Genomic DNA, 25,440 nt, shown 5'->3' with positions numbered 1-25,440 from the left:
AGCGTGCGTGTTCCCCGCGCTGCGCGGTGGGCCCAGCGCCCGACACGCCGGTCAGATGTCGCAGTTTGCGCGCACGCTCGCGGCGTCATATCCCGTCCAGCACCCCGACCACGTCGTTCCGAGACCACAAATTCAAGAAGTTCGTCATCATCAACAGCCGGCTGCGGGCCTGCTCGTTGTCGGCGATCCGGGCGTCGAACCGGTCGGGTACCGATGACGGCAGAAGCTTCAACAAGTACCCCGGCACATCGAGCAGCCACGCCAGGCCCATTACCGCGACGTAGAGCAGCAGATGACGTTTGACGGTGGCCACCTGCAATAAGGGCCCGCCCGCCGCGCGGAACTCCGCGAGGAAATGGTCGAGCAGCGCCTCGAAGTGCTGGTTCCACATGTCGGTCTCGGCGCTGCACATCGCACCCCACAGCACCATGGCGAGGTTCATCTGGCCGACACAACCCCAGTCCAGCAGCCCGCAGTCGAGGCGGCCATCCGGGTGACGCCAGAACCACGCGTTGTCGACGTTGGCGTTCCAGTGGCACAGCGCGACGTAGTCGGGGTCCTCGGCCAGGTACCGCCAGATGGCCGCCTCCGACGTCGGGAACCGGATCACCTGATCGCGCAGCCGGGCAAGGAATTTCGGGTCGCGGATGTCGTCGGGCAGCAGGTTCGGGTGCGCGACGGCGAATTCAGCGAGCCGGTCGACACGGCGCTGCAGTTGCTCGGCGGTGTAGGGGGCGCGTTCGCCGACCGACAGCCGCTGCATGTCGACTGGGAAATGCTCGACGAGCTCAGCTGGCAGCCGACCGGCCTTGTGTGAGCCGGCGAGCCGGCCGAGCGCACCCAGCATCGCCTCGTAGTGGCCGAGCGGGTCGGGCATCCTGTAGTCCAAGCACTTGTCGTAGTGAGGCTCGATACCGTTGGCGCCGTAGGCGATTCGTTCGGTGATCAGGATGCCGGTCCCGGTTGCTGCGTGGTAGTCGGCGAACAGGCAACCCGGCACCGTGATCGGAAAGCCCGGTGTGCGCGACAACAGGGCGAAGCGGACCTCGAACTCCATCTGCGCGCGTCCGCGGTCGCGCGCCGCGTCGTCGAAGTCGCGCGAGAACTTGACGAACAGCTCGTCCGGCAACCCCGCCGCGGCGGAGTAGTCGACCGACAGCAGTGCCTTGCGGCCGGTGCTGCCGCCGCGGAACTCCCGCAGGTCGGTGATGGCGGCGACGTCGGCGTGTGCGCCGAGCACCCCGGAGCGGCGGAACGCCTCGGTGAGAAACGCTGGCCCGCCGGCACGTAACGCGTCGACGTGTGCGGGCAGGTCAAGGCCGAGGGAGTCGCCGCGCACCCAGCCGTCGTCGCTCATCGGTAGTCACCTTCTTCCGCGAGCGTGCGCAAACTCGGGTGTTTTGTCGGCGTGTCGGCCGCTGACACGCACGCTCGCGCCCAAGGGGAATTAGCCGACGGCGCGCTCAGAACCCTCCCAGAACTGTGCGCGCACCGCCTTCTTGTCGGGCTTGCCCAGCGCCGTCACCGGCACCGAGTCGACGACGATCACCTGCTTGGGCGACTGCACCGAACCCTTGCGCTCCTTGACCGCGGCCTGGATCTCCGCGGTCATGCGGGCCACCGCATCCTCGGACCCGTCGGCGTCGGGGCGCAGCACCACCACAGCGGTCACCGCTTCGCCCCACTTCTCGTCGGGGGTGCCGATCACGCACACCTGGGCAACCGAGGGATGTTCGGCCACAACGTCTTCCACTTCCCGCGGGAACACGTTGAAGCCGCCGGTGACGATCATGTCCTTGGTGCGGTCGACGATGTAGTAGAAGCCGTCGGAGTCCTCGCGGGCCAGATCACCGGTGTGCATCCAGCCGTCATGAAAGGTCTTAGACGTCTCGTCAGGACGGTTCCAGTAGCCCCCGGACACCAGCGGGCCGGACACGCAGATCTCGCCGACCTCGCCCTGGGGCACCGGCTGGCCGTCCTCGCCCAGCAGGGCCACCCGCGAAAACAGCGTCGGGCGCCCGCACGACGTCAACCGCTTCTCGTCGTGATCGCCCTTGGCCAGATATGTGATCACCATCGGGGCTTCGGACTGGCCGTAGTACTGAGCGAAGATCGGCCCGAAGCGGCGGATCGCCTCGGCCAACCGCACCGGGTTCATCGCCGACGCCCCGTAGTACACCGTCTCCAGCGACGACAGGTCGCGGGTGTGTGAATCCGGGTGATCCATCAACGCATAGATCATCGACGGCACCAGCATGGTGGCGGTGATGCGCTGCTCCTCGATCACCCGCAGCACCTCGGCCGGGTCGAACTTGGACAGCACCACCATCTCGCCGCCCTTGACGATGGTCGGCACGAAAAACGCCGCCCCGGCATGCGAAAGCGGCGTGCACATCAGGAATTTCGGGCGCTCGGGCCATTCCCACTCGGCCAGCTGGATCGTCGTCATCGTGGTGATCGACTGCACCGTGCCGATCACGCCCTTGGGCTTGCCGGTGGTGCCGCCGGTGTAGGCCATCCCGCCGATGTGGTCGGGCGGCAGATCCGCCGCGACCAGCGGACGCGGCGCGTACTTCTCGGCCTCGGCGGTGAGATCGACTGCGACGCCGGTCAACGCCTGGGGCACCGGGCCGATCGTGAGGATCTGCTTGAGCGACGGCACCTTCTCCAACAGGCCCAGCGCGCGCTCGACGAACATCGGCACCGGGTCGATGATCAGCGCCGAGACGCCGGCATCGTCGAGCACATAGGCATGGTCGTCGAGGGAACCGAGAGGATGTAGTGCCGTGCGCCGGTAGCCCTGGGTCTGGCCGGCGCCGATGATCATCAACACCTCGGGGCGGTTCAGCGACAGCAGCCCGACCGCCGCGCCGCTGCCCGCACCCAGCGCCTCGAACGCCTGAATGTACTGGCTGATGCGTTCGGCCAACTCGCCGCCGGTCAGCGTCGTGTCGCCGAGGAACAACACCGGTTTGTCCTTGTTCCGCTTCAACGCTCCCACGGTGAGGTGGCCGGAGTGGATGGGGTGGCGCAGGAGGTCCACCGACGAGCGCTCGCGCGAGGAGTCAACAGCCTGGGTCATGGCCATCACACTAGAACGTGTTCCAGAATGCCTACCCGGTACCCCGGAACTGCCCGGATCCGGCGTACGACGACCTCAGAACCGGGCCGGGACGCGGCCCCGTTCGCGCAACCAGCCCTTCCGCGCGGCCGGGTACCACTTGAACGACGCGGGCACGCCGGGCCAGCCCGTCCGGATCGCGGCGCGGATGGCGCGGTAGCGACGTTCGTCGCCGCGGCTCCACGGAATGTCGAAGCGCTCGCGCACCAGCGGTGGCAGGCCGCCGAAGATGACCAGCCGCATCGGCGGGGCCAGCGCCATGCGCACCGGCAAGGTGGGCAGCAACGCATCGGCCAGCGGACGAAGCCGCGGGTGGGTCGGATAGTCGGGTGAGGCGCTCATGTCCGGGATCGCCGGCCGGCCGATGAACTCGATCAGATAGTCCGACGCCGGGTTGGGCGCCAGCACCTCGCGGCAGTACCGGTCGACCTCGCGCTCGAAGGCGACCCGGTCCGCGGGCACGACACTTCCCGTCATGCCGTAGCGGCGGTACCACTCGCAGCCCTCGGCGTACAACTGCTCGCTTTCGCGCGCGGTGAGCCGGTGCCGATCCCAGTACATCGCGATCCGGTCGACCATGCGCTGAAAGGTCGCATGCGCCCACCAGAACGTCTCGGGGTTCAGGGCGTGGTAGCGGCCGCCGCCCATCCGCGCGTCGAGGGTGCCCTTGATGTCGTGGTGGAAGTCGCGCACGCGCAGACCCGTCGCCTCGGCTTGGGGACCGTCGTACACGGTGCCCAGAATGCCGGGCAGCGAACGGAATACCCGGTCGACGGGGTCGTCGAAGAAGTCGGAATGATCGATCAGGCCCTGTCCGATGGCGGGGTGCATGGTTTGCAGCAGACCCGCGGTGCCGCCCTCGAACGCGATGCGCATGTCCCCGGCCCACCGCCACAGCAGCGAGGACGGTCCGAGCGTGGTGTGCCGTTCAGCGGGGGAGTTGACCGATGCCATGGTGTTGCTCTCCGAAGTACCTGTCCAACGGTGGCGCACTGGACCCTGCACCCCAGGGCTCGGGGTAGGCCCGACCGGGTCGGGTGCGCGAACGCACCTGATGGTGAGCGGTGTCCTTGGCGATGACGGGCATCACCGCCCAGGGTAGTGCGCGCAACGGCTTCGGCCCGCATGCCCTCGCGGCCCCGGGCGAGGTGTGGGCGTCGCGCACCCGCGTCAGCGTCGATTGTGCAACGCCATGGGCGGTCCTTCCCATCGAGCCGGCCCGCTGATCCGAGCGCTAGGAGATGATGATGTCCGTGAGCACCGACGAAGACCGCGAGACTGGCGAGGAACCCGACGAGGGCGACGCTGCAAAGCAGGCCGAAGCTCCCGACACCACCGAGGACAGCGGCGCGGCGCCCGCCGCCCCGAACTGGCGCCGTCGCGCGCTGCGCGCAGCGGTGGCGGCGGCGTTCGTGGTGCTTGCCGCCGCGGTCGGGTTCCTGGGTTGGCAACTGTGGCAGGAGCGGCAGATCACGCAGGCCGGCGAGCAGGCCCGGCAGGCGGCGACCGACTACGCACAGGTCTTGACGAGCATCGATTCGGAGAAGGTCGACGAGAACTTCGACGCGGTGCTCGACGGCGCGACCGGGGAGTTCAAAGACATGTACTCGCAGTCGAGCTCGCAGCTGCGGCAGTTGCTGATCGACAACAAGGCGTCCGCGCACGGGGTCGTGCTGGAATCCGCGGTCCAGTCGGCGACCAAGGACAAGGCGGTCGTGCTGCTGTTCGTCGACCAGTCGGTGTCCAACACCAACGTGCCCGACCCGCGCATCGATCGCAGTCGCATCAAGATGACGATGGAGTACGTCGACGGTCGTTGGCGCGCAAGCAAGGTCGAGCTGCCCTGAGGAGACACGCGATGAGCCTGCTGAGTCGGGCAGTGGCGGTGGCCGCGGTCGCCACGATGGTGGTCGCCGCACCTGTCGCCGAGGCGTCGGCGCCCTCGTTCTGTGACGAGCTGGGCGGGCAGTGGGACGGCCAGTACTGCCGCACGGCGGTGCCCTCCGAACGAAAGGCCGTCCGCGACATCAAGATCGCCATCCCCGGCGATCTCGTCGACAATCCGGTGACGGGTCCGGTCATCCGGGATTACCTCGGCACGCTGATGAACAACTGGAAAACCGCGGCCACCAAGATGGTCGCGGACAGTTTCGGGGAGGGTAACTACCAGATCTTCCGCCGCGGCGACGTTCTCAGCGTCGTGTTCCGCGAGACTTATCACGCCGACGGGCCGGACTTCAACAATGCGTACCGCACGTTCACCTTCGACATGGCCGACGGCCGGCGGCTGCAGTTGGCCGATCTGGTCAAGCCCGGGTTGGATCCGCTGACCGCGATCGCGCCGCTGGCGCAACCGTTCGTCGAGCAGGCACTCGATGCCGCCCCGCCGCCGCACCAGCCGGGCACGTACCCGTTCGCGATTGACCGCTGGAGCCCCGACAAGGTCTACTCCGGCGCATACAAGGCGTGGGCGCTGACGCCCGACGAGCTGGTCATCTACATGCCGGACTATCCGGTGGCCCACGATCGGCCGATCGACTTCACCCCGGGCATCATGCAGTGGTCGATGGACGGCGGCACCGTACAGGCGCACATCCCGCTCACCGCGCTGGCACCGATACTGCGCCCCGAGTTCGGCGGCCGATAGCCCCCGTGCGCTGAGGGGAGATCAGCAGCGTGCCGCCAAACTGCATTCCGGCAGGTGTGCCGTCGAACTTTCGGTGACAAAACGCAGTTTCACGGCAACGGCACCAGCGCCTAGCCCAGCCGGTCCGCGTCCGCTCGCGCTTGCGCGGCGATCTTCTCGGCCAGCTCGGCCTTCCACCGGATCTCCTTTTGGACCCACGGATTGTCCTGCGGAAACTCGAAGGTCTCCGCCACGCGCCGCACTTCGATCTTGACGCCCTTGCCCAGCGGCACCTTCCTCGCCCACTGCTTGGCCTCGTCCTTCGACGACACCTCGAGGATCCAGAACCCGTTGAACACGTCGGCGCCGGGGTACGGGCCGTCGGTGACCGTCGGCGGGTCGGCGTTGAAGTCGACGACGAAGCCCTCCTCGGGTCCTGTCAGGCCCTCGCCGGCCCGTAGGACGCCGGCCGTGATGAGCTGCTCGTTGAAGCGGCCCATCTCCTCGAAGATCTGGTCGAAGTCGATGTCGGCCTCCGCCATCGCGGCCTCGGCCTCCGCGGTGGACCGCATGATCAGCATGTAGATCGCCATTGGGGTGTCTCCTTGGGTAGTGCACGTGTTGACAAAAAGACCGACTCGCCCCGGCGAGATTTCTCATCGCAGTTCGCAACGGCCTGCAAAGATGACCGGATGCCGACCGCTGACCTCGTCCTACGGGGCACCGTGCTCACCGTCGACGAGAACCGACCCACTGCGCAGGCGCTGGCGGTGTCCGAGGGCCGCATCGTCGCCGTCGGCAGCAGCGCCGACGTCGAGAGCTGGGTCGGCCCGGAAACCCGACAGCTCGACGTCGAGGGCTGCGTGATGCCGGGATTCGTTGAAGCACACGGGCACCCGCTGATGGAGGCGATGGTGCTCTCGGACGCCATGGCCGATATCCGGCCGGTGACGCTGCGCGACGCGGACGCCGTCGTCGCCGCGGTCCGCGCCGAGGTCACCGCCCGCGGCGCCGAGGGTGCCTACCTCAACGGTTGGGATCCGCTTCTGCAGCAAGGGCTCCCGGAACCGACGTTGGCGTGGCTGAACGCGATGGCGCCCGATTCGCCGCTGGTGATCGTGCACAACTCCGGGCACAAGGCGTATTTCAACACCGCCGCCGCCGCCCGCGCGGGCCTGACCCGCGACACCCCGGATCCCAAGGGCGCCAGCTACGGCCGCGCCGCCGACGGTGAACTCGACGGCACCGCCGAGGAGATAGGCGCGGTGTTCTCGCTGCTGACAGGCGCGATCCAGCCCGACGACTATCCGGCGATGCTGCACGCCGAACTGGGCCGGCTCAACCGGGCCGGCCTGACCACGTGTTCGGAGATGGCGTTCGACCCCGCGTTTCGTCCCGTCGTGGCGCAGATGCGCGAGGAGCTCACCGTGCGGCTGCGGGTCTACGAGATCTCCAACGCCCAGATGGCCACCGACGCGGTCCCCGACAACGGCGACGACCTGTTCCGGCAGCCCGGCATCAAGATCTGGGTCGACGGCTCGCCGTGGGTCGGCAACATCGACCTGTCGTTTCCGTACCTGGATACCGACGCCACCCGCATCATCGGCGTCACACCCGGATCGTGCGGCTGCGCGAACTACACCGCCGAGCAGCTGACCGAGATCGTCGGCGCCTACTTCCCGCGCGGCTGGCAGCTGGCCTGCCACGTCCACGGCGACGTCGGCGTCGACACCATCCTCGATGTGTACGAAGACGTGCTGCGCCGGCATCCGCGCACCGACCACCGGCTGCGCCTCGAACACGTCGGCGCCATCCGCCCCGAGCAGCTGCAGCGCGCCCACGACCTCGGCGTCACGTGCAGCATCTTCGTCGACCAGATCCACTACTGGGGCGACGTGATCGTGGACGGCCTGTTCGGCCCCGAACACGGAAACCGGTGGATGCCCTGCGGTTCGGCGGTCGCCACCGGGATGCGCATCTCGCTGCACAACGATCCGCCGGTCACCCCCGAGGAGCCGCTGCGCAACATCAGCGTGGCCGTCACGCGCACCGCGCCCAGCGGCCGGGTGCTCGGCGCCGAGGAGCGGCTCACCGTCGAACAGGCGATCTGCGCGCAGACCATCGACGCCGCCTACCAACTGTTCGCCGACGACATCGTCGGATCCCTGGAAGTCGGCAAGTACGCCGACATGGTGGTGCTGTCGGCCGACCCGCGTGCGGTGCCGCCCGAACAGATCGCCGATCTGGAGGTTCGCGCAACTTTCCTGGCTGGCGCGCAGGTTTATGGCACGCTCTGAACATGTCTGACCTGGCTGACCCGCGTTTCCTCGACGAACGAACCGCCCACTGGGCTCAAACCAAGCCCGGTTCCGAGGCAATGACGTACCTGGACCGCACCTGGACCTGGGCGCAATGGAACGATCGGGTGCGTCGGCTCGCCGGCGCGCTGACCGAGCGCGGCGTCCAACGCGGCGACGTGGTGGCGTTCCTGGACAAGAACCATCCCGCCTGCGTGGAGCTGACGCTGGCCGCGGCGTCGTTGGGCGCGGCCAACGCGATCATCAACTTCCGGCTGGCCGCCGACGAACTCGACTACGTGCTCAACGACTCCGACGCCAAGCTGCTGATCGTCGGATCCGAACTCAAGCCGGGCATCGACAAGATCCGCGACAAACTCACCAACATCGAACACGTCATCGAGGTGACACCCGAAGGCGGGGACGGCGACGAGTACGAGGCGATGCTGGCCTCGGCGACGCCGGTGAACCGCGGCGCCGACGTGACACCCGACGACGTGGCCATCATCATGTACTCCTCGGGCACGACCGGGCGCCCCAAAGGCGTTGAGCTGACACAGGCCAACATCATCGCGCACACCATCAACGCGCACGAGGGCTTCGACTTCGACGACGGCGACAAGAGCATGGTGTCGATGCCGCTGTTCCACGTCGGCGGTTCGTCCTACGTGCAGTTCGGCCTGCACGACGGGGTGCCGAGCGTGATGACGCGCGAGGTCGACGGCGTCTCGCTGGCCGGCGCGATCCTCAAGGGCGCCAACAGGACCTTCCTGGTACCCGCGGTGCTGGCCAAGGTGCTGGAGTCCGGCGAGGACGCGGTGAAACTGTTCGGCGCGCTCAAGACGTTCGCCTACGGCGCGTCGCCGATGCCACTGCCGCTGTTGCGGGAGGCATTGAAAGCGTGGCCGGACACCGAGTTCATGCAGGTGTACGGGCTCACCGAGGTGTGCGGGGTGATCAGCCACCTGCTGCCCGAGGTGCACCGCGATCCCGGCCGCCAAGAACGGCTGTCCAGCGCGGGCACCTTGGTGCCCAACGCCGAAGTGCGCGTCGTCGACCCGGACACACTGGAAGACGTGCCGGCCGGCCAGCAGGGCGAATTGTGGTTCCGCTCACCACAGTTGATGAAGGGCTACCACAACAAGCCGGAGGCCACGGCCGAGGCGATCACCCCCGACGGCTGGTTCCGCACCGGTGACGTGGGCCGCGTCGATGACGGCGGCTACATCTTCGTCGAGGACCGGCTCAAGGACATGATCATCTCCGGCGGTGAGAACATCTACTCCATCGAGGTCGAGCGGGTGATGGCCGAGCATCCCGCGGTCACCGACGTCGCGATCATCGGCATCCCCGACGACAAGTGGGGTGAGGTCGTCAAAGCCGTTGTCTCTCTTGAGGGCTCGGCCACGCCCGAGGAGCTGATCGCGTGGTGCCGTGAACGGCTGGCAGCCTACAAGTGCCCCAAGAGCGTCGACATCGCCGACGAGTTGCCGCGCAACCCGACCGGCAAGATCCTCAAGAAGGAACTGCGCAAGCCGTACTGGGAGGGCCGCGACCGGGCGACGGTGTAGGGCTGCGCTACTGGCGCACCGGGATCGCGATCTCGTTGCGGCGGCGGAACGGTACCGTCCATGGCGGGTCGTAGAACCAGGACTGGGCCGGTCCGTCCGCCTCGATCCCGTTGGCGCGCAGCGTCTCCGAAAGGTCCTCGGTCCGATCGGCGACGGCGCGCGGACTGCGGTCACCGCTGAACCGCAACACCGCGACCGTCTCACCGGGCACCGTCACCAGCCGCACCTTGTCGTCATCGGGGGCGGGCAGCGTGTCCAGCGTCCACTTCGCCGGCATGTAGAACCGGATCGTCGACTGCCTGCCGTCGCGGGCCTGCGCCACCGGCGCCGTCATCGCGATCTTCTCGCGCGCCTGCTGGCTGACCGGCGCGGTCATCGCGATCGTCTCGTCGCGGTGGTTGCCGCCGAAGATGTAGCCGGCGAGTCGGCGGAAGCCGATGTTCCTGGCGCGTTCTTCGTCCTCGGTCACGGTGGTCTCAGCCGCGACCCGGGGACCGTACCGGCGGATCTCCACGTTGTCGGTGAGCTTGGTGGCCACGTAATGCGGCTCCTCGGTGCCGACCCGGATGCCCACGATCGACAACACCGATTCGCCGACCTGACGGGGAATCTCGAGCAGCCGCATCATCGTCGGCTCAACATCGCGGTGGTGGGCGGCACAGTTCTCCTCGGGGCCTAAGTGTTCGTCCAAGAATTTGCCGGTTGCGCCGAGAATTAAACATCGGCCGTGGGGCAGGATGGACGACGTGCCCGGCCTCGACGACATCCTCGACCGTCTGCATGTCGTCGCGCTGCCCATGCGAGTTCGGTTCCGCGGCATCACTGTTCGCGAGGTCGCGCTGATCGACGGGCCCGCCGGGTGGGGCGAGTTCGGCGCGTTCCTCGAATACCGGCCGCCTGAGGCCGCGCACTGGCTGGCCTCGGCCGTGGAGGCCGCCTACCAGCCGTCGCCGCCGAAGCACCGCGACCGCATCCCGATCAACGCCACCGTGCCCGCCGTCGCCGCCGCGGCCGTCCCCGAGGTGCTGGATCGGTTTCCCGGGGCGAAAACGGCGAAGGTGAAGGTCGCCGAACCGGGGCAGACGCTGGCCGACGACGTCGCGCGCGTCAACGCGGTGCGCGCGCACATCCGCACGGTGCGCGTCGACGCCAACGGCGGCTGGACGGTCGCCGAGGCGCTCACCGCCGCCGCCGCGTTGACCGCCGACGGCCCGCTGGAGTACCTAGAGCAGCCGTGCGCGACGGTCGCGGAGTTGGCCGAGTTGCGCCGCCGCGTCGACGTGCCGATCGCCGCCGACGAGAGCATCCGCAAGGCCGACGACCCACTGCACGTGGTGCGCGCCGGAGCCGCCGACGTCGCGGTGCTCAAGGTGGCACCGCTGGGCGGCGTCGCGCGGATGCTGGACATCGCCGCGCAGATCGACATCCCGATCGTGGTGTCGTCCGCGCTGGACTCGGCCGTGGGGATCGGACGCGGGTTGCTGGCCGCCGCGGCGCTGCCCGAACTGCGCCACGCGTGCGGGCTGGGCACCGGCGGGTTGTTCGTCGAGGACGTCGCCGAACCGCCGCGGGCCGTCGACGGCACGCTGCCGGTCGGGCCCGTCGTCCCCGATCCGGCCCGGCTCGAGGCGCTGGCCGCCCCACCCGACCGCAGGCGGTGGTGGATCGACCGGATCCGGGCCTGCCACGCGGTCGTGTCCTAATTTGTGGGGCACGTGGCATAGACGCCACGTCGGTGGTGCAGAACACTGATCACGTGCGATCGGTACTCATCCTCGGCTACCCGGGCGTCCAGGCCCTCGACCTGGTCGGCCCGCACGAGGTGTTCACCGGCGCCGCGATGTACCTGCAGGCCCACGGCCGCGACGGCTACCAGGTGCGCGTCGCCACCGCGGACGGCGAACCGGCGACCACCGGGACCGGTCTGGCCTTCGTCGCCCAACCGTTACCCGACCCGCGCGAACCCGTCGACACCGTGATCCTGCCCGGCGGGTACGGCGTGGACGAGGCCCGCGCCAACCCCGACGTCATCGCCTGGGTTCAGGTCGTCGCGCAGCACGCGCGCCGCGTCGTCAGCGTCTGCACCGGCGCGTTCCTGGCCGCGCAGGCCGGTCTTCTCGACGGCTGCCCGGCCACCACGCACTGGGCGTTCGCCGACCGGTTGGCCCGCGAGTTCCCCTCGGTGGCCGTCGATCCCGAGCCGATCTTCGTGCGCAGCAGCCCGCAGGTCTGGACCGCGGCGGGCGTCAGCGCCGGCATCGACCTGGCGCTGTCGCTGGTCGAAGACGACCACGGCACCGACGCCGCGCAGACCGTCGCGCGCTGGCTGGTGATGTACCTGCGCAGGCCCGGCGGGCAGACCCAGTTCGCCGCGCCGGTGTGGATGCCGCGCGCCAAACGCGCACCGATCCGGCAGGTGCAGGAAGCCATCGAATCCGAACCCGGTGGGCTGCACAGCGTTCCGGAGCTGGCGCGCCGCGCCGCGATGAGCCCGCGCCACTTCACTAGGGTGTTCACCGAGGAGGTGGGGGAGGCGCCGGGGGCCTACGTCGAACGGATCCGCACCGAGGCCGCGCGCCGTCAGCTCGAGGAGACCGACGACACCGTCACCGCGATCGCCGCGCGCTGCGGTTTCGGCACCGCGGAAACGTTGCGCCGCAACTTCGTTCGCCGGCTCGGCGTATCCCCCGACCAGTACCGCAAGACGTTCGCCTGACAAGGAGATGACATGCAGATCGCGATCATGGTGTACCCCGGCTACACCGCGCTGGACTTCATCGGCCCCTACGAGGTGCTGCGCAACCTGCCCGACACCGAGGTGCGGTTCGTCTGGCACGAACCGGGTCCCGTCGCCGCCGATTCAGGGGTGCTGCTCATCGGCGCGACGCACTCGTTCGACGAGACGCCGTCTCCGGATCTGGTCCTGGTACCCGGCGGCGGGTCGACGTTCGAGCACGCCCGCGACGAGAAGGTGCTCGACTGGGTCCGGCGCGTTCATGAGACGTCCACCTGGACGACGTCGGTGTGCTCGGGCTCGGTGATCCTGGCCGCGGCCGGTCTGCTGGCGGGCCGGCGGGCCACCTCGCACTGGATGGCGCTGCCGACGCTGAAGGCGTTCGGCGTCGAACCGGTCGGCGATCAGCGGATCGTGCGGGAGGGCAAGATCGTCACCGCGGCGGGGGTGTCGGCAGGCATCGACCTGGCGATGTGGCTGTGCGGGCAGATCGGCGGGGAGGCCAAGGCCAAGGCGGTGCAGCTGGTGATCGAGTACGACCCGCAGCCGCCGTTCGACTCCGGGCACACCTCCAAGGCGTCGGTGGCCACCAAGGCGGCCGCGTCGGCGCTGCTGACCCGCGACATGGTCAAACAGCACCAGTTGGCGCCGTCGATGAAGCTGGTCTGGAGCGCGGCGCTCAAACGGGCGATTTCGGCGCGCTAACGCCCCGCCAGCGTCCGTGAGCGCGCCGAAATCGCCGAGCGGATGGCGGCGAGAACCCGCTGGGGGTACTCGACGAGGTCTAGCCAGGTAAAGCGCAGCACCTGCCAGCCGTGCAGGATCAGATAGTTCTGGCGTCTTCTGTCGTGCTGGAACGCCTGCTGGTCACTGTGGAACGCCCAGCCGTCGACCTCGATCGCGATCTTGAGTTCGCGAAATGCGACGTCGATCGTGTACGGGCCGCACGGATGGTTGGCCTGCCATCCGGTGACGCCTGCGCTGCGGAGCAGCTTGAGTAGCAGCCGCTCCGCCTCCGACCGGGCGCCATCGGAGGCCGCGTACAACAGGCGGCGTGCCCGAGGCGAGCCGTATCGCCCCTTGTTGCGCAGGTGCGCACGCCACAACTGGCGCAGGGTGACATGGCGTTGCAGCGCAGAGTCCAGCAACCCGACGCCGCCACCGCGCTGCACCGCAGCTTCCACGACGGTCAGGTCCAACGCCGTCAGCCGAAGTCCGCTGTGCTCGACGACATCGGATATCCCGAGGTCGCGCCGTCGCACCCGGCATCCGGCACGGCTGCGTCCGTGACTGTTGCGGGGGACCGTCACCTCGACGATGTCGGGAGCAAACCTGGTCAGACCGTGCCACCATGCGGCCGCGAGACCGCTTGCCGCGGCCTGAGAGCCGTAACCCCATACCGCCGCGCGGATACGTGCTGCGTCGGTGAACGGTCGGTCCGCTGCGAAATACACGCCGCGCGTGCAACGGCGCCAATGCCCGGAGGACACGCGTCGCTGCACGGCCTTCTGGCTCAGGCCGGCGTGACGGGCCTGGGCCAGCGTGATCACGCCGTCATGTCGGCGCAAGAAGTCGTCGATCATGACTCTTCGGACGCACACCAACCTCGGGCGGTTCCATCCCCGTGCGATTTCGGCGCGCTGACGCCCCGCCAGCGTCCGTGAGCGCGCCGAAATCGCCACCAAGTACCGTCGTCAGCGTGAATTTGGCCTATGACGACCGCGGTAGCGGTCCCGCTGTGGTGTTCATCGCCGGTCGCGGCGGTGCGGGCCGGACCTGGCATCTGCACCAGGTCCCTGAGTTCCAGCGGGCCGGCTATCGCTGCATCACCTTCGACAACCGTGGCGTCGGCGCCACCGAACAGGCCAGCGGGTTCACCATCGAGACGATGGTGGGCGACACTGCGGCGCTGATCGAGAAGCTCGACGCGGCGCCCGCACGGCTCGTCGGCGTGTCGATGGGCTCGTTCATCGCCCAGGAACTCATGCTGTCGCGCCCCGAACTCGTCGACCGCGCGGTGCTGATGGCCACCCGCGGCCGCACCGACCGCACCCGCGAGTTCTTCCGCAGCGCCGAGTGGGAGCTGACCGAGTCCGGTGTCCGGTTGCCGCCCAGCTATGACGCCAAAGTCCGGCTGCTGGAAAGCTTTTCGCCGAAGACCCTCAACGACGACGCCAAGGTCCGCGACTGGATCGACATGTTCATGATGTGGCCGACCAAGCCGACGCCGGGGCTGCGGACCCAGCTGGGCGTCGGGCCCGACGGCAACCGGTTACTGGCGTACCGCGTCATCACGAACCCCGCGCTGGTCATCGGGTTCTCCGACGACGTGGTGCTGCCGCCGCACCTGGGCCGCGAGGTGGCCGACGCCATGCCCAACGGCCGCTTCCTGGAGATTCCCGACGCCGGGCACCTGGGCTTCATCGAACAACCGCAGATGGTCAACGAGGCGGTGCTGAAGTTCTTCGCCGATAGTCTGGAGTCGTGAACCCATCGACCGCGCAGGCCCGCGTGGTCGTCGACGAACTCATTCGCGGCGGCGTGCAAGACGTCGTGCTGTGCCCGGGGTCGCGCAACGCACCGTTGGCGTTCGCTCTGCACGACGCCGACCGGGCCGGCCGCCTGCGGCTGCACGTGCGCATCGACGAGCGCACGGCGGGGTATCTGGCGATCGGGTTGGCCGTGGCCGAGCAGGCGCCGGTGTGCGTGGCGATGACGTCGGGCACCGCGGTGGCCAATTTGGGCCCGGCGGTGGTGGAGGCCAACTACGCCCGGGTGCCGCTGATCGTGCTGAGCGCCAACCGGCCCTACGAGCTGCTGGGCACCGGCGCCAACCAGACCTTCGAGCAGCTCGGCTACTTCGGCACCCAGGTGCGCGCGTCGATCAGCCTGGGCCTCGCTGAGGAGGCGACCGAGCGGATGGCCGAGCTCAACGCCCAGTGGCGGTCGGCGACGTGCCGAGTCCTGGTGGCGGCCACGGGATCCCGGTCGGCCAACGCGGGCCCGGTGCAGTTCGACATTCCGCTGCGCGAGCCGCTGGTGCCCGGCGCCAGTGAGAGCCCCGACACCCGCGGCTACGCGCTCGACGGCAGGCCCGGCGGCAAGCCGTGGACCTACACCCCGCCGGTCACCTTCGACCAGCCGCTGGACATCGACCTCACGCCGGACACCGTCGTCATCGCGGGCCACGGCGCGGGCGAGCACCCCAACCTGGCGGCGCTGCCCACGGTCGCCGAGCCGACGGCGCCGGCTGCCGCCAACCCGCTGCATCCGCTGGCGTTGCCGCTGATCCACCCCAAACAGGTCGTCATGCTGGGCCGCCCCACCCTGCACCGGCCGGTGTCGGCCCTGCTGGCCGATCCGTCGGTGCCGGTGTACGCGTTGACGACGGGCCCCCGCTGGCCCGATGTCTCCGGGAATTCGCAGGCCACCGGCACCCGCGCCGTCACCTCGGGCGCACCGCATCCGGGCTGGCTGAAGCGCTGCGCAGAATTCAATCGGCATGCGTTCGACGCGGTCCGCGGCCAGCTCAAGGCGCATCCGCTGACCACCGGGCTGCACGTGGCCGCCGCGGTCGCCGACGCGCTGAGGCCCGGGGACCAGCTGGTGCTCGGCGCGTCCAACCCGGTGCGCGACGCGGCGTTGGTGGGGTTGACCACCCAGGGCATCAAGGTGCGCTCCAACCGCGGCGTGGCCGGTATCGACGGCACGGTGTCGACGGCGATCGGGGCGGCGCTGGCACATGAGCGGGCCACCGCCGCCGGCAGCGGCCGCACGATCGCGCTGATCGGTGATCTGACTTTCGTGCACGACAGCTCGGGGCTGTTGATCGGGCCGACGGAGCCCACGCCGCGCAACCTGACCATCGTGGTGTCCAACGACAACGGCGGCGGCATCTTCGAACTGCTCGAGCAGGGCGATCCGCGGTTCTCCGACGTGTCGTCACGGATCTTCGGCACCCCGCACGACGTGGACGTGGGCGCGTTGTGCCGGGCGTATCACGTGGAGAGCCGCCAGCTCGAGGTCGACGACCTGGCCGATGCCTTCGCCGAGCCGTTCGAGGGGATGCGGGTGCTGGAGGTGAAGGCTGACCGGTCCTCGTTGCGGGCATTGCACGCGTCGATCAAGGCGGCGCTGTGAACCTCAGCGAGCTCAGGCACCCGATCACGTTGGTGCACAACGTGTTTCCGAACCTGTCGGCTGATCCCAATGGGTCGCGCACTCAGCGGGTGTTCCGGCGGATCCGCATCGTGATCGTGATCGTGGCGTGCCTGGTGACGCTGCAGTCGGTGCTGATGGTGTTGGGCGCGTGGCGCAACGACCGCCAGATCGAACGGCACATGGGTGTCGCGGAGGCCGAGGTGCTCAGCGCGGGGCCGCGGCGGTCGACGATCGAGTTCGTCACCCCCGACCGCGTGACATACCGACCGGAGTTGGGAGTGCTGTACCCGTCGGAGTTGGAGACGGGGATGCGCATCTATGTCGAATACGACGTGAACAACCCGGATCTGGTGCGGGTGCAGGACCGTAACGCGTCGCTGGCGATCATCCCGGCCGGTTCGATCGCGGTGGTGTGCTGGCTGATCGCGGGCGTGGCGCTGGCGGGCTCCAGCCTGGCCCAGCGTCACCTCACGCGCCGGAAGGGACAACCGGGCGGGGAAGCGCCCGACGATCCCGGCGCGGCGAGTGCTCAGGACTGGACGAGGTTCACCAACCAGTCGTCGTCGTAGATGTCGATCCGCTCGTCGTGGACCAGGTCGTAAACCGTTGGTGTACCGGTGCTCAACGGATCGATCTGATAGAGGTACTGAAAATTGGTCACCTCCATGTCGGCGATGTTCACCGCTGAGCCACCGGTAGCGACGCGCTTGACCGCGCTCTCGGGAAGCTGGGCAGCCCTTGCCATCTCGGCCATTTCATCGTCGCTGGGGCCTTGGCCGCCGGGCTGCTGGTGTGCCCACAGCTCCTCGACGAACCGTTGGAACTCCGCGCCGGTCGCGTCGGCGTCCGCGGCCAGGAACAGCGCGTTGCTCACCCGCGCGGAATGTCCGTCGGTCTCGTCGTCCAGAAACGTCAGCGGACGGTAGGTGACCTTCAACTGTCCGACGCCGATGTAGTAGGCGAGCTGATCGCCGAAATCGGCCTGCAGATCCGCGCAGTGCGGGCACTGCGGTTCGGTGAAGATCTCGATACGGGCGGGCGCGTTCTCGAATCCGGCGACGACGCCGAAGCCGTCCTGGCTCACCTCGACCGGCGGTTTCTGCGGATCGGGCTGTGCGGTGCCCGCGACGTGTCTGGTGCACCCGGCCGCGACGAGCATCACCGCGACCGCCAGCAGCGCCAGGATCCGGGATACCCGCATGTCAACCGCCTTTCCAGTGGGCAGCCTACTTGACAAAACACCCCAGGTCTTCGCCCGCTGTACGCCGCGACGCAACCTCGCCGACAACCACCGCTGCGACCATTTCGGCGTGCGCGTTGCCATCGTCGCAGAGTCCTTCCTCCCCAACGTCAACGGCGTCACGAACTCGGTGCTGCGGGTGCTCGAGCACCTTCGCCGCACCGGACACGAGGCCCTCGTCATCGCCCCCGACACCCCGCGCGGTCAGCCTCCCGCCGATCGCGTGCACGACGGTATCCGGGTGCACCGGGTGCCCTCGCGGATGTTCCCCGCCGTCAACTCGCTACCGCTCGGCGTCCCGCGGCCCCGGATGCTCGGCGTGCTGCGCGGATTCGACCCTGACATCGTGCATCTGGCGTCCCCGGCGCTGCTCGGCTACGGCGGGCTGCACGCGGCCCGGCGCCTGGGTGTGCCGGCCGTCGCGGTATTCCAAACCGACATCGCCGGTTTCGCGCGAAGCTACGGTGTCGGGTTCACCGCCCGGGCCGCGTGGGCGTGGACCCGGCACCTGCACAGCCGCGCTGACCGCACCCTGGCGCCGTCCACCGCCGCAATGGAAGACCTGAGCGCACACCGCGTTCCCCGGGTGCACAAGTGGGCGCGCGGTGTCGACATCACCGGGTTCGCGCCGTCGGGACGCGACGACACGCTGCGCCGCAGCTGGTCACCGCACGGCAAACCCATCGTCGGTTTCGTCGGGCGCCTGGCGCCGGAAAAGCACGTCGAACGGTTGGCGGTGCTGGACGCCCGCGACGACCTGCAACTCGTCGTCGTCGGTGACGGTATAGCCCGAGCCAAACTCCAAACCGCTTTGCCTTCAGCGATTTTCACCGGCGCACTGTACGGTGCGCAACTGGCGACGGCCTACGCGTCGATGGACGTGTTCGTCCATCCCGGCGAGCACGAAACGTTCTGCCAGGCCGTTCAGGAGGCGATGGCTTCTGGCCTGCCCGTCGTCGCCCCGAACGCCGGCGGACCGCGCGACCTGGTCGCTTCCTACCGCACCGGGCTGCTGCTCCCCGTCGACGAGTTCGAGGCCAAGCTACCCGCCGCCGTCGATCACCTGATCGCCGAGCGGGCACGCTACTCGGCCGCCGCTCGCCGCAGCGTGCTCACCCGCACCTGGCCCGTCATCTGCGACGAGTTGCTCGAGCACTACGACGACGTGCTCGGCCGCCGCCGCCGCGAAGCCGCCTGATGCTCAGCCCTGCGCGTCGATGGCGACCGGCTGCCACTGCTCCCAGGTCTTGATCCGGTTCTCGTACTCGGCCTTGATCATCTCCAGCCCGTACTCACCGAAAAACACTCGCAGCGGCGGGTTTTCGGCATCAATGACCTTGAGTAGCGCCCGGGCCGTCGCCCTGGGGTCACCGGGTTTGGCGACGCGCTGGCTGCGGATCCGGTCGGCCTCCTCGTGCACCTCTTTGTAGTCGGGCAGCGGATCCGAGCGCCGCGCCGATGCCCCGCTCCAGTCGGTGGAGAAGCCGGCCGGCTCGATCAACGTGACGTGGATGCCGAACGGGGCCACCTCCTGCGCCAGCGCCTGCGAGAAGCCCTCCAGCGCCCACTTGGAGGCGTGGTAGAGCCCGAGGTTCTGAAACGCCGCCACCCCGCCGATCGACGACACCTGGATGATGTGCCCGCTGCGCTGGGCCCGCAGGTACGGCAGCGCGGCCTGGGTCACCCACAGCGCACCGAACACGTTGGTCTCGATCTGATCGCGCGCTTCCCGTTCGCTGACCTCCTCGACGAAACCGAAGTGGCCGTACCCGGCGTTGTTGACCACGACGTCGAGCCGCCCGAAGTGGTCGTGGGCCTGCTTGACCGCGGCGAAGTCCGCCTCGCGATCGGTGACATCCAGCTGCAGCGGCAGCAGCGCAGCGCCGTACTCCCGGGAAAGATCGTCCAGGGTGGCGAGGTTGCGCGCCGTCGCGGCGACCTTGTCACCACGCTGCAGGGCCGCCGTCGCCCACTCGCGGCCGAACCCGCGCGATGTCCCGGTGATGAACCAAACCTTTTCGCTCATGTCCTTAATATGCCCCCGACGTGGCTTCGCATTCCCGGCTTCGCCGGGTTCACAGGTAGCGTCGTCGCCGTGAGCCGCGCGACGCTGGAAAAAGACCCGCACGAGGTCGCATCGATGTTCGATGCGGTCGCGCGCCGCTACGACCTCACCAACACGGTGTTGTCGCTGGGTCAGGACCGGTTCTGGCGGCGTGCGACGCGCGCGGCGCTGCGGATCGGGCCGGGCGACAAGGTTCTCGACCTGGCGGCGGGCACAGCGGTGTCGACGGTGGAGCTGGCGGCCTCGGGCGCGTGGTGTGTGGCCGCGGACTTCAGCGTGGGCATGCTGGCCGCCGGCCGCCAGCGCGACGTGCCCAAGGTGGCAGGCGACGCCACCCGGTTGCCGTTCGCCGACGGCGTTTTCGACGCGGTGACGATCAGTTTCGGGCTGCGCAACGTGGTCAACCACACCGCCGGGCTGCGCGAGATGGCGCGCGTGACCCGCCCGGGCGGGCGGCTGGTGGTGTGTGAGTTCTCGACGCCGACGAACCGGCTGATCGCAACGGCGTACAAGGAGTACCTCATGCAGGCTTTGCCGCGAATCGCCCGCACGGTGTCGTCGAACCCGGAAGCCTACGTCTACCTCGCCGAGTCGATCCGCGCATGGCCCGACCAACCCGCCCTGGCCCGCGAGATTGCCGACGCCGGGTGGTCGTCGGTGCGGTGGCGCAACCTCACCGGCGGAATCGTGGCACTGCACGCCGCGACCAAGCCTTAGCTGCGCCACGGCGTGTCGCGACCCCGTCACGCAGAATCAGCATTAACTTAGCGGCATGTCGGGTGATGCTCCACACCCTCACCTGTCTCGCAGGACGTTCCTCGTCGGAACCGCCACCGCGGCAGCGTTGGCGTCCATGCCGCCGCGAGCCCACGCCGCCCCCGGTAAGACGGTCGCGGTGTTCGGCGCGGGTATCGCGGGGTTGACCGCCGCGCACGAGCTCGTCGACCGCGGCTACCAGGTCACCGTCTACGAACGCAGGGAACTCGGCGGAAAGGCCCGCTCGATACCGGTCCCGAACTCCGGTGCCACCCCGCTGCCCGGCGAACACGGCTTCCGGTTCTTTCCCGGCTTCTACCGCAACGTCACCAACACGATGCGCCGAATCCCGTTCCCCGGCAACCGGAACGGCACCTGGGACAACCTGACCAGGGCGACGTCGTATCTGCATTCCGGGCTGGGCCGCGCGGATCTTACTGTGCCGCTGCCGCTTCCACTTCCCACGATTCCCAATCCGATCACCCCCCAGGTTTTCATCGAATCGGTCACCGCGGTGTTCGAGACGTTGTTCCGGCTGCCTCCGCTTGAGGCGGTGTACGCCGCGCAGAAGCTCGCCGTCTACGTCACCAGCAGCGCCGAACGCAAGCTCGGCCAGTGGGAGAACATGACGTGGGAGGACTACATCGGGGCCAATCGAAAGTCCCGCGAATACAACCGCTATCTGGCCGACGGCATCATCCGAAACCTGGCCGCCTCCAAATCCAAAGACGCCAGCGCCCATTCGATCGGCCTGGTCGGCGAAGCCTCGGTCTGGTCCATCCTGATGTTCGGAAACGACATCGACGGCAAGGGTTTCGACCGGGTGCTCAACGGCCCGACGAGCTCGCAGTGGCTGGACCCCTGGATCGAGCACCTGCGCGATCAGGGTGTGCAGTTCCGGGTCGGGCAGGCGCTGGCGCGCTTTACCCCCAACGGCAGGCACATCGAATCGGCCACCGTCGTCAGCCAGGGCGGCATACCGCAACCCGTCGTCGCCGACTGGTACATCTCGGCCGTGCCGTGCGAAAAGCTCGCCACCGTCTTGACCGACGACGTCATCGAGGCCGACCCGCAGCTGGCCAACATCGCGCTGCTGCGCACCGAGTGGATGAACGGCCTGATGTTCTACCTCAAGGAACGGGTGGACGTCACCAAGGGCCACGTCAACTACGTCGACACCGGCTGGGCGATCACGTCGATCAGCCAGGAGCAGTTCTGGAAGAAAAGCCTCACCGAATACGGCGACGGCACCGTCAAGGACTGTATGTCGGCGATCATCTCGGACTGGAGCACGCCGGGCAACTTCAACGGCAAGAGCGCCCGCGACTGCACACCCGAGGAGGTCGCCCATGAGGCGTGGCAACAGATCAAGGCCCACCTCAACGACACCGGCAAGGTCGTCGACGACGACATGGTGCACTCGTGGTTCCTGGACCCGGCGATCATCGGCTCGGGCACCCCGGATGTGCGCAACGACGAACCGCTGTTCATCCAGGATCCGGGCTCGTGGCATCGCAGGCCGAACGCGGTGACGGGGATCGACAACCTGTTCCTGGCGGGCGACTGGGTCAAGACCGATCAGAACGTCACGACGATGGAAGGCGCCAACGAGGGCGGGCGTTACGCGGCCAACGGGGTGCTGCAGGCATCGGGCTACAACGGCGACATGGTCAAGATCGTCGAGTTGTTCCAGGCGCCGTGGTGGGGCCCGTTCAAGGAGCTCGACCGCGGCCGCTACCGCTCGGGTCTGCCGCACGCGCTGGACATCTTCGACTCCAGATGGCCGACCAAATAGCCCAGGTAGCACCACAACAACGCTGCCTCGTTGTACGGTCGCGAAATGTACGGACGTCTGGCAGACCCCGAATCCACACTCGGCACCGATCCGCGCGCTGATCCGCGCATGGTCAAGGCGTTCGCGCCGTTCGGCCTCGACGGCCGCCTCCCGGCTGCGCCGCTGACCGTCGACTCGCCGCTGGCGGACCGGCTCGAGTACGCCGCGATCAACGAAGAAGGCATGGGGGCCATCCTGGACGTCTTCGCCCAGGCTGCACCGCAGGTCACCGGCGTCACCACCACGACGACTCAGATCACCGGCGTCGACGACAACCTCATCACCGTCTACGTCAGCCGTCCGGACGGGGCGCCCGGCGCGTTGCCCGCCGTCGTGCATCTGCACGGGGGCGGCATGGCCATCGGCAGCGCAGGCGATGTGAGCTACCGCCGCCTTCGCGAATACCTTGCTGCCACAGGGGTTGTCGTCGTCGGCGTGGAATTCCGCAACTCGGGCGGCAAGCTCGGCCCGCACCCGTTCCCTGCAGGCCTGAACGACTGCGCGTCTGCCGTGCAGTGGGTCGCGGCCAACCGCGCGGAGCTTGGCGTCAGCCACCTGATCGTGTCGGGGGAGTCCGGCGGGGGCAACCTCACCCTCACCGTCGCGCACAAGGCCAAACGCGAAGGCTGGCTGGGGGACATCGCCGGGCTCTACGCCCAATGCCCCTATATCTCGAACCGCTGGCTCGACGAATGTGACGATCTGCCGTCGTTGGCGGAGAACGACGAGTACTTCGTCAGCCGCCAGCAGTTGGCGCTGCTGGGCTCCATCTACAACCCGGACGGCTCGCACGCCGACGACGCCACCTGCTGGGCCGGCGCAGCCACCGAGGACGAGCTGACCGGGATGCCCCCGCATGTCATCTCGGTCAACGAGCTCGACCCGCTGCGCGACGAGGGCCTGCTGTACTACCGCCGGCTCGTCCGCGCGGGCGTGCCCGCCGTGGGCCGCGTGGTGGCCGGCACCTGCCACGGTGGCGACCTGCTGTTACCGCATGTCATGCCCGAGGTGTTCGACGCCAGCATCCGCGACGTCAGCGGGTTCGCGAAATCGCTTGCCTAGCCGACGGACTGAATGTTGTTGGGCACCAAGATGATTTCGCCCATACTCTGCTTCGGTGCGCGCGGCTGTTCGGTGAGCCGTTCGCACACCCCGACATAGGGCACGTCGCGGCACGGACCCGACGGCGCCGCGGCGGCGACACCGGCCGAACCCATCGCCGCGGTGATGGCGACGACACCAAGCGCTGCTCGAATTGTCAGACCACGCATCGTGGTTCCTTCCCTCGATGCATTGATGAACGCCGTCGCGCTCAAGAGTAATCCCGGCGGGTGCCGCTGAACAGGACGCCTAGCTGGGCTTACAGTTAGTCTGACTCGACAATGCCTGCGTCCCAAGCCCGTTGCGTCTGCGTACCGACGCCCGGGCGGTGGGTCTGCTGGAAGTTGCGTCCGCCCCGACCGAAGGTGGCCACGACGGCCGCGGGCACCGCGGCTTCGGTGAGCGGCCGCGCCAGCCACCGGCACGGGCGGACATGAACCAGATCCACCGTTGCGCCGTCACCGTCGTAGAAGTACGGCCCGGCGATGCGGCCCAGCCAGTACAGCCCGTCGGTGTCGCGGGTCCACACGAACGCGCCGTCTTCGACATCGGCGAACCGGTCCACCCGGCGCTGCAACCGGTGATCCGCACCGGCTTCGCCGAAGCCCACCAGACCCGAAGCCAACGCGCGCTCGACCGCCGCCGCCGCATCGAAATCGTCGCTGCGGGAACGCATCGGGGCGCGGTAGACGGCGGGCTCTGTCATCAGCGAAACGGTGGGCGCTCGTCGATGCGTCGCGACGCCATCCCCGCCGCCCGCCACAACCGGGCCACCCAGTCGGCGTCCTCCTCGGTGACGAAATTGCCCATCACGCGCACCGCGACCGTCATCAAGAAATCCGACCGCATCGCCACCGGGCCCGCCAGCGGCAGGAACCGCGGAATCGTCAGCAACAGAGCCAGCCGTCGCGCAACCGAGAACCCGCGCGCATAGTGCTCCGACAGCACCGCAGGCCACACCGCCGACAGGTCACCGGACCCCAACAGCGACGCCGCCAGCCGACCGGTCTCCAACCCGTAGTCGATGCCCTCGCCGTTGAGCGGGTTGACACAGGCCGCCGCGTCCCCGATCAGCATCCAGTTCGGCCCGGCCACCCCCGACACCGCGCCACCCATCGGCAACAGCGCCGACAGGCCCGCCCGCGGCTCACCGGAAAAGCCCCACTCGTCGCGGCGCAGCCCCGTGTAGTACGACATCAGCGGCCGCAACGCCGCGTCGGCCGGGCGCCGCGACGTCGCCAGCGCGCCGACGCCGATGTTCACCTCACCGTTGCCCAGCGGGAAGATCCAGCCGTAGCCGGGCAGCACCTCACCCTGCGGCGAGCGTAGCTCCAGATGTGAGGTGATCCACGGCTCGCTGGCCCGCGGTGTGGCGATATACCCGCGGATCGCCACGCCGTACACGGTTTCCTGGTGCCACTGCCTGCCGAGTGCCCGGCCCAGCGTCGAGCGGGCGCCGTCGGCGACGATCAGCTCCCGACAGCCGATCGAGGCTCCGGAGTCCAGCTGCAGCGCCGACACCCGACCCGACGAGTCGTGGGACGCCTCAACGGCTTTCACGCCGAGCAACATCTTGGCGCCCTCGTCGGCGGCGACCATGCGGATGCGGTCGTCGAGCTCGGTGCGCGGGACCGCGCTGGACGTCGCCGGGAACGACGGCCCCGGCCACTTGATTTCGACGTCGGCGCCAAAGCCCGACATCCGCAGCCCACGGTGGCGCACCCGGCCGTCCAGCCACGAACCCAGCCCCAGCCGCTCCATCTCCTGCACCGCGCGCGGGGTCAGGCCGTCACCGCAGGCCTTGTCGCGGGGGAACTGCGCGGAATCGATCACCAGGACGTCGCGTCCGGCGCGGCACGCCCAGGCAGCGGCCGCCGATCCGGCCGGTCCGGCACCCACCACCACCACGTCGGCTCGCAGATCCATGGTTCCCA

Annotated in this window: 25 protein-coding genes; 14 read left to right on the top strand and 11 right to left on the bottom strand. The window is 68.7% G+C overall.

Features of this window, described 5'->3' with window-relative positions; genetic code table 11:
* Positions 1 to 85: 85 nt before the first annotated feature.
* From K3U96_RS22760 to K3U96_RS22750, 3 genes are all read right to left on the bottom strand, one after another.
* The gene (locus tag K3U96_RS22760) at positions 86 to 1,357 is read right to left on the bottom strand and encodes a hypothetical protein (protein WP_220691187.1); all 1,272 of its coding nucleotides are present in this window, start codon (positions 1,355 to 1,357) and stop codon (positions 86 to 88) included.
* 90 nt (positions 1,358 to 1,447) lie between these two features.
* Entirely contained in the window at positions 1,448 to 3,088 is a 1,641-nt protein-coding gene (fadD8, locus tag K3U96_RS22755) for a fatty-acid--CoA ligase FadD8 (RefSeq protein WP_230982256.1), read from the bottom strand.
* 69 nt (positions 3,089 to 3,157) lie between these two features.
* Positions 3,158 to 4,075: an oxygenase MpaB family protein gene (locus K3U96_RS22750; protein WP_069406349.1), complete on the bottom strand. Its 918-nt coding sequence runs from the start codon at positions 4,073 to 4,075 to the stop codon at positions 3,158 to 3,160.
* A 293-nt stretch (positions 4,076 to 4,368) separates the two neighbouring features.
* Here K3U96_RS22750 and K3U96_RS22745 point away from each other — a divergent pair, with 293 nt between their 5' ends.
* Positions 4,369 to 4,968 (top strand): Rv1363c family protein, encoded by a 600-nt coding sequence (locus K3U96_RS22745; protein ID WP_220691185.1) that lies wholly within the window; start codon positions 4,369 to 4,371, stop codon positions 4,966 to 4,968.
* Positions 4,969 to 5,024: 56 nt separating this feature from the next.
* A complete protein-coding gene (locus tag K3U96_RS22740) occupies positions 5,025 to 5,768 on the top strand; it encodes a mannan-binding family protein (protein ID WP_372515053.1) in 744 nt (247 codons plus the stop codon).
* Between the two features lie 110 nt (positions 5,769 to 5,878).
* Here the strand turns inward: K3U96_RS22740 and K3U96_RS22735 are convergent, their stop codons facing one another.
* Positions 5,879 to 6,340, bottom strand: a complete 462-nt coding sequence (locus K3U96_RS22735; RefSeq protein WP_220691184.1) for a YciI family protein — start codon at positions 6,338 to 6,340, stop codon at positions 5,879 to 5,881.
* A gap of 99 nt (positions 6,341 to 6,439) precedes the next feature.
* Between K3U96_RS22735 and K3U96_RS22730 the strand changes: the two genes are divergently transcribed.
* Together K3U96_RS22730 and K3U96_RS22725 are read left to right on the top strand one after the other, a co-directional pair.
* Positions 6,440 to 8,044, top strand: a complete 1,605-nt coding sequence (locus K3U96_RS22730) for an amidohydrolase (RefSeq protein ID WP_220691183.1) — start codon at positions 6,440 to 6,442, stop codon at positions 8,042 to 8,044.
* A gap of 2 nt (positions 8,045 to 8,046) precedes the next feature.
* Positions 8,047 to 9,615 (top strand): long-chain-fatty-acid--CoA ligase, encoded by a 1,569-nt coding sequence (locus K3U96_RS22725; RefSeq protein ID WP_220691182.1) that lies wholly within the window; start codon positions 8,047 to 8,049, stop codon positions 9,613 to 9,615.
* Between the two features lie 7 nt (positions 9,616 to 9,622).
* Here the strand turns inward: K3U96_RS22725 and K3U96_RS22720 are convergent, their stop codons facing one another.
* Positions 9,623 to 10,240: an SOUL family heme-binding protein gene (locus K3U96_RS22720; protein ID WP_220693654.1), complete on the bottom strand. Its 618-nt coding sequence runs from the start codon at positions 10,238 to 10,240 to the stop codon at positions 9,623 to 9,625.
* Positions 10,241 to 10,352: 112 nt separating this feature from the next.
* On the opposite strand from K3U96_RS22720, the gene K3U96_RS22715 reads away from it, so the two are divergent.
* Genes K3U96_RS22715 through K3U96_RS22705 form a run of 3 tightly spaced genes read left to right on the top strand, consistent with a single transcriptional unit; the run spans position 10,353 to position 13,054 of the window.
* Positions 10,353 to 11,318 (top strand): o-succinylbenzoate synthase, encoded by a 966-nt coding sequence (locus K3U96_RS22715; protein WP_220691181.1) that lies wholly within the window; start codon positions 10,353 to 10,355, stop codon positions 11,316 to 11,318.
* A 53-nt stretch (positions 11,319 to 11,371) separates the two neighbouring features.
* On the top strand, positions 11,372 to 12,331 hold the full coding sequence (locus tag K3U96_RS22710) for a GlxA family transcriptional regulator (protein ID WP_230982255.1): 960 nt from the start codon (positions 11,372 to 11,374) through the stop codon (positions 12,329 to 12,331).
* A 12-nt stretch (positions 12,332 to 12,343) separates the two neighbouring features.
* Positions 12,344 to 13,054 (top strand): DJ-1/PfpI family protein, encoded by a 711-nt coding sequence (locus K3U96_RS22705; RefSeq protein ID WP_220691180.1) that lies wholly within the window; start codon positions 12,344 to 12,346, stop codon positions 13,052 to 13,054.
* On the opposite strand, the gene K3U96_RS22700 is transcribed toward K3U96_RS22705, so the two are convergent.
* Positions 13,051 to 13,932: a PDDEXK-like endonuclease domain-containing protein gene (locus K3U96_RS22700; RefSeq protein ID WP_220691179.1), complete on the bottom strand. Its 882-nt coding sequence runs from the start codon at positions 13,930 to 13,932 to the stop codon at positions 13,051 to 13,053. The genes K3U96_RS22705 and K3U96_RS22700 overlap by 4 nt on opposite strands.
* Before the next feature lie 116 nt (positions 13,933 to 14,048).
* On the opposite strand from K3U96_RS22700, the gene K3U96_RS22695 reads away from it, so the two are divergent.
* The 3 genes from K3U96_RS22695 to K3U96_RS22685 are packed head-to-tail and all read left to right on the top strand — an operon-like array spanning position 14,049 to position 17,079.
* Positions 14,049 to 14,837 (top strand): alpha/beta fold hydrolase, encoded by a 789-nt coding sequence (locus K3U96_RS22695; protein ID WP_069406467.1) that lies wholly within the window; start codon positions 14,049 to 14,051, stop codon positions 14,835 to 14,837.
* Complete coding sequence (menD, locus tag K3U96_RS22690; RefSeq protein ID WP_220691178.1) at positions 14,834 to 16,489, top strand: 2-succinyl-5-enolpyruvyl-6-hydroxy-3-cyclohexene-1-carboxylic-acid synthase; 1,656 nt, start codon at positions 14,834 to 14,836, stop codon at positions 16,487 to 16,489. Before K3U96_RS22695 ends, menD begins: the two co-directional genes overlap by 4 nt.
* A gap of 29 nt (positions 16,490 to 16,518) precedes the next feature.
* Positions 16,519 to 17,079 carry a DUF3592 domain-containing protein gene (locus K3U96_RS22685; RefSeq protein WP_275086057.1) on the top strand — a complete coding sequence of 187 codons (561 nt, stop codon included), beginning with the start codon at positions 16,519 to 16,521 and terminating at the stop codon, positions 17,077 to 17,079.
* Here K3U96_RS22685 and K3U96_RS22680 read toward each other — a convergent pair.
* Complete coding sequence (locus tag K3U96_RS22680) at positions 17,040 to 17,711, bottom strand: DsbA family protein (protein WP_220691177.1); 672 nt, start codon at positions 17,709 to 17,711, stop codon at positions 17,040 to 17,042. The two genes, K3U96_RS22685 and K3U96_RS22680, sit on opposite strands and share 40 nt — an antisense overlap.
* A gap of 109 nt (positions 17,712 to 17,820) precedes the next feature.
* Between K3U96_RS22680 and K3U96_RS22675 the strand changes: the two genes are divergently transcribed.
* Positions 17,821 to 18,948 (top strand): glycosyltransferase family 4 protein, encoded by a 1,128-nt coding sequence (locus K3U96_RS22675; RefSeq protein ID WP_220691176.1) that lies wholly within the window; start codon positions 17,821 to 17,823, stop codon positions 18,946 to 18,948.
* 3 nt (positions 18,949 to 18,951) lie between these two features.
* On the opposite strand, the gene K3U96_RS22670 is transcribed toward K3U96_RS22675, so the two are convergent.
* Entirely contained in the window at positions 18,952 to 19,776 is an 825-nt protein-coding gene (locus K3U96_RS22670) for an SDR family oxidoreductase (RefSeq protein ID WP_220691175.1), read from the bottom strand.
* A gap of 69 nt (positions 19,777 to 19,845) precedes the next feature.
* On the opposite strand from K3U96_RS22670, the gene K3U96_RS22665 reads away from it, so the two are divergent.
* The 3 genes from K3U96_RS22665 (at position 19,846) to K3U96_RS22655 (ending at position 23,467) form a co-directional block, all read left to right on the top strand.
* Positions 19,846 to 20,532: a demethylmenaquinone methyltransferase gene (locus K3U96_RS22665; protein WP_069406471.1), complete on the top strand. Its 687-nt coding sequence runs from the start codon at positions 19,846 to 19,848 to the stop codon at positions 20,530 to 20,532.
* Positions 20,533 to 20,668: 136 nt separating this feature from the next.
* On the top strand, positions 20,669 to 22,366 hold the full coding sequence (locus K3U96_RS22660; protein WP_230982254.1) for a hydroxysqualene dehydroxylase: 1,698 nt from the start codon (positions 20,669 to 20,671) through the stop codon (positions 22,364 to 22,366).
* Between the two features lie 45 nt (positions 22,367 to 22,411).
* Complete coding sequence (locus tag K3U96_RS22655; protein WP_220691173.1) at positions 22,412 to 23,467, top strand: alpha/beta hydrolase fold domain-containing protein; 1,056 nt, start codon at positions 22,412 to 22,414, stop codon at positions 23,465 to 23,467.
* Here K3U96_RS22655 and K3U96_RS22650 read toward each other — a convergent pair.
* From K3U96_RS22650 to menJ, 3 genes are all read right to left on the bottom strand, one after another.
* Positions 23,464 to 23,676 (bottom strand): hypothetical protein, encoded by a 213-nt coding sequence (locus K3U96_RS22650; protein WP_220691172.1) that lies wholly within the window; start codon positions 23,674 to 23,676, stop codon positions 23,464 to 23,466. The two genes, K3U96_RS22655 and K3U96_RS22650, sit on opposite strands and share 4 nt — an antisense overlap.
* 95 nt (positions 23,677 to 23,771) lie before the next feature.
* Positions 23,772 to 24,212 carry a GAF domain-containing protein gene (locus K3U96_RS22645; protein WP_220691171.1) on the bottom strand — a complete coding sequence of 147 codons (441 nt, stop codon included), beginning with the start codon at positions 24,210 to 24,212 and terminating at the stop codon, positions 23,772 to 23,774.
* Positions 24,212 to 25,432: a menaquinone reductase MenJ gene (gene menJ / locus K3U96_RS22640; RefSeq protein ID WP_220691170.1), complete on the bottom strand. Its 1,221-nt coding sequence runs from the start codon at positions 25,430 to 25,432 to the stop codon at positions 24,212 to 24,214. The genes K3U96_RS22645 and menJ overlap by 1 nt, the downstream gene beginning before the upstream one ends.
* Positions 25,433 to 25,440: the final 8 nt, after the last annotated feature.

It is taken from the genome of Mycolicibacterium holsaticum DSM 44478 = JCM 12374 (genome assembly GCF_019645835.1).
Lineage (GTDB): Bacteria > Actinomycetota > Actinomycetes > Mycobacteriales > Mycobacteriaceae > Mycobacterium > Mycobacterium holsaticum.
The sequence above is the reverse complement of the archived record's forward strand: the minus strand, read 5'-3'. Positions and strand labels throughout refer to the sequence as shown.